The organism is Hydrogenophaga sp. OTU3427, assembly GCF_038440225.1.
Lineage (GTDB): Bacteria > Pseudomonadota > Gammaproteobacteria > Burkholderiales > Burkholderiaceae_C > Hydrogenophaga.
On record NZ_JASATI010000089.1, the window covers coordinates 1 to 3,721 of the forward strand.

The 3,721-nt window shown below is 58.8% G+C and carries 5 protein-coding genes and 1 pseudogene; 3 read left to right on the forward strand and 3 right to left on the reverse strand.

Annotated features, from left to right (window positions below; translation table 11 throughout):
* Nucleotides 1–288 (forward strand): hypothetical protein (locus tag AAHB17_RS24245; RefSeq protein WP_342133633.1); only part of this gene is annotated, 288 nt, incomplete at its 5' end.
* A 225-nt stretch (nt 289–513) separates the two neighbouring features.
* On the forward strand, nt 514–993 hold the full coding sequence (locus AAHB17_RS24250; protein ID WP_018079658.1) for a hypothetical protein: 480 nt from the start codon (nt 514–516) through the stop codon (nt 991–993).
* A gap of 59 nt (nt 994–1,052) precedes the next feature.
* Here AAHB17_RS24250 and AAHB17_RS24255 read toward each other — a convergent pair whose 3' ends face one another.
* A complete protein-coding gene (locus tag AAHB17_RS24255) occupies nt 1,053–1,481 on the reverse strand; it encodes a cupin domain-containing protein (protein ID WP_018079659.1) in 429 nt (142 codons plus the stop codon).
* A gap of 360 nt (nt 1,482–1,841) precedes the next feature.
* On the opposite strand from AAHB17_RS24255, the gene AAHB17_RS24260 reads away from it, so the two are divergent.
* Entirely contained in the window at nt 1,842–2,759 is a 918-nt protein-coding gene (locus AAHB17_RS24260; RefSeq protein WP_018079660.1) for a LysR substrate-binding domain-containing protein, read from the forward strand.
* 440 nt (nt 2,760–3,199) lie between these two features.
* On the opposite strand, the gene AAHB17_RS24265 is transcribed toward AAHB17_RS24260, so the two are convergent.
* Together AAHB17_RS24265 and AAHB17_RS24270 are read right to left on the reverse strand one after the other, a co-directional pair.
* The gene (locus AAHB17_RS24265) at nt 3,200–3,415 is read right to left on the reverse strand and encodes a hypothetical protein (RefSeq protein WP_018079662.1); all 216 of its coding nucleotides are present in this window, start codon (nt 3,413–3,415) and stop codon (nt 3,200–3,202) included.
* Between the two features lie 121 nt (nt 3,416–3,536).
* Nucleotides 3,537–3,721 (reverse strand): annotated as a pseudogene (locus tag AAHB17_RS24270) (hypothetical protein); the annotation flags it as partial.

The following is a 3,721-nucleotide window of genomic DNA, read 5'->3' on the forward strand; positions in this document are numbered from 1 at the left end:
ATGGAAGAGCGCAGGCGTGAGCACTACGAGAAGAAGGAAGTCCGGAAGGCGCGCGACAAGGCACGGGCCCAGGCGAAGCGAGAACACAAGAAGAACTTTGTGGGTCCTTTGCAACCGTGGCAGCTTGCCAAGCCCAACAAAGTGAATTACCCGCCCGACGCAACTAAGGGCGAGATATTCGTCATCAACATGGGGTTAGTTGGCAGGGCTTTGCGACAAGAGAGGGAGGAGAAGGAGCAGGCAGCGAGAGAAAAGGCCGCCCGAGGCGACCAACAGGGAAGCGGGTAAGCGACCTCACCAGCAGCCCATGGCTTGTCTTTCATGCGGTCAAGTACGCAGCGTCGCATTGACCCCGATCGTCAAGCCATGGGACTGCCAGACGTCACCATGGGGCTGTAAGTTGGGCGCGTAGCTGCGCGGATCGGCGAACGCGCATGAAGTAAATATTGCGAGGAAGGGACTACGAACGCAGACTGGACTTTGGCCGGTTGAGCCAAACAGAAGGAGATCAGCATGAAGCTGACGGATCAAGAACTGCGCAAGCTGCGCAACGCATACAACGTACAGAAGAAGACCCAGGCCCGCCGCAAGCCGGATCGCAACGGGCATCGCATACAAGTCACGATGACGTTCGAGGAGTGGCTGCAGGTCTGGACCGACAGCGGCAAACTGCACTTGCGCGGAAACGGGCGTGGCAAATTCTGCATGGCCCGAAAGGACGACTTGGGCGACTACGCGGTCGGCAACGTCGAAATCAAGCCGTGCGAGGAAAACAGCCGCGAAGCCAAGTTGGGGCGGTCACACTCCGCTTGCACTCGGGACAAGATGAGCGCAACGCGAGCGGGAGTGTCAAAGTCCCAATCGCACAAGGACAGCATCGCCGACGGACTCCTAGCATTGCCGACAGTCCGCTGCCCGCACTGCTCCACGTCTGGTCGGCAGGGCGGGGCGATGCAGCGGCACCACTTCGAGCGGTGCCGTTCTCGTCAATAGCCGAAGATGACTGTTTGCCCGCGACGACCTTGTACGGACGGAATCAAACTCTCCGGAACCTACTTCTTTATCGGGGCGAGAATGGAACGACCCTTGCCCTCCTCAGCCACGATGAACTCCAGGAACCGCAGGCGGTCTGTAGTGCTTGGATTCCAGTGGGAATGGATCGTGCCGGCGGGAACAAACAAACTTTCTCCAGCATGCAGAGTTACTGGCGGCTTCCCCTCTTCCTGCCAAATACCTGTCCCTGACACGACATGGAATGTTATCGCCGCCGGATGGAGATGTCGCGGGTTGATCCCACCCGGAGCATATTCCGCCTCGTAGACTGCGACCTCCAAATTCTCTGTGCGGGGTACTAGAGTCTTCAGCAGCGGAGCGTGCGGAATCGCGCCACGCTTTTCTTGGCTTATAGCCGGACCTACCTGAAGCATGCAAAGGACTCCTAGCGCCGCGGCGCCAATTTTGAGATTCGTTATCTTCATCATTTAATGTTTTCCCGGACCGTGCTCGGTAGAGTGTTGAACACGATTGGCGTTGATCGTTTGTACTGCCAGTCTCAATGAATTACGTTGAACGTCTCCTGGTGATATCCACATTTGTCAGACCGTCAGCCAATTTCAGCAGTTGGGTTCGGGTGTTCTTCGGGCCGTACTGCTGGAGTCGTGTGTTGGCCCTCGCGGCACCCGTCCCCACCAGCAAGGCAACGGTGGCTTGGGACCAAGATCCATCTGACGCACAGAAAATCTCGTCCTTGCCGAATAGTATGAGGCGGATAAACTAGCGGAGCAAACGCGAATTTCTCGCGGTTAACCAAACTTTAACTTGGGGTACTGATGTCTCGCCAGATGCCCTCCTTGAACGGCTTGCGAGCCTTCGAAGCGGCTGGACGACATGGCAGCTTCAAGGCAGCAGCGGAGGAGTTGAATGTCACTCAAGCGGCGGTGAGCCAGATGGTGCGGCTGCTGGAAAGACACCTCGGGTTCGCGCTGTTTCACCGTCATGCCAATAGGCTCGAGCTCACGGATCAGGGGCGGTCGTTCCAGCCCGGCCTGACCGAAGCCTTCGATGCGATCGCCCGGCTCTCTGAGCAGGTGGCCTCGATGCAGGCCGGTCCGGTGCTCACCATTGGAGTCGCGCCGACGCTTGCTTTGCACTGGCTGATTCCGCGCTTGACAAGCTTTAATCGCAACCATCCCAACATTGAGGTCCGCGTCGCGACCGGCGGTGCAATGCTTCCGCTGCGTGATGATTGGACATGTGCTGTTAGTCGCGGCCAAGGTAGTTGGCCTGGCTATGTTGCCGAAGAGCTATTCCCCTCGACGTTGGTACCAGTCTGCACGCCCTCAATTGCAGCAGGCTTGCTCCGCCCCCGCGATCTCCACACGGCGACCCTGATCGTCGCGCCTCACTTGCGCGAGCAATGGTCTTGGTGGTTCGAAGCGGCAGGCCTGAGCGCACCGATTCAGCCGGCTAATGAGGTTTCGTTCGAAAGCTCTATGATGGCAATTCAGGCTGCCCTCGATGGTGTAGGAGTCGCGGTCGCGCAACTCCCATATGTCAGTGAGGCGCTGGCAGCGGGCCGTCTTGTCACCCCATTTCGGATCGTTGATCGGAAATACGAAGGCTGGTATCTGGCTTATAGGCTGATACGCGAGAAGGACCCGGGTCTATCGGCCTTCCGCAACTGGCTGCATGGCGAAGCTGTGTTGCAACGCGAACTACATAAGAGGCTAGGCGCTGCTTTGTGCGGAGTGACCTGTTGAACCTCGGCCAACCAGCGAGTCGAGCCCTACAGCTGGCCAGGCATCGGTCGCGGCCATGACCACGAACTTGTCGAAAGAGCAGGGCATACGCACGCTGCTGCACACCATCAGCACGCTGCGCGACAGGCTGGCCCAAGCCGCTTGGGCTGACGCTTCCACTGATTGCTGACTTACGAGATGTACTGCAGCGCCGCAGCAACGGACTCGACGAGATCGTTGTACCGGATGGTCGTGGTCATGGTGGGTTTTTTTTAGAGAAGGACAAACCCCGCAATTATCGCCGCCTGCCTTGCATCACGCTGATGCGGGGCTGTGCCCGTTGTGCCGATCTCCAAATGACAGGTCGCCGCCAGTCATTGGAGGTGGAAACGTGCGAGAGCCCCACTGTGAGGCCGGATACGTGCCAGCGGCACTACCAAACCGTCAAATCGCCGGCCCCTTCACTTGATCCACTTGCGCTGCGCGCGTGGTTCTACCGTGATCTCCACCGATTGATGCAGGGCGGGTTTGCCGCTGTCCTTGTCGGTTTCAATGACATCTTCCAGGTCGATGTCCTTCACGTCCGAATGGGTGTCGTCTTCCAATTCGTCTAGGATCGCACCAACCTTGCGTTCTGCCTCGTCGATCTCGGATTGGGGAAGGGGGGTGATGCGCATGGGACCTCCAGCAGTTGATGGAGCCCAATGTTGAGGGAGCGCCAGTGCCTGGCGTGTCAGCCGTTGCTGCAATCGCTGTAGTCCTGGCCGCTGGGGCCAGTCTTGCCACGCTGCGTGCGTTCTACAAGTCGCCCAGGCTACCGATCACCGAAGGTGCGAAGTCTGCTGACCCATCGGGTTTGTCGCCCTGTGCCCACGACAGCAAGGTGTCTGGCGGCATGGGGCGGGCGTAGAAAAAGCCCTGTAATTCGTCGCAGCGCATGGCCAGCAGAATGTCGCGCTGGCCGCTGGTTTCCACGCCTTCTG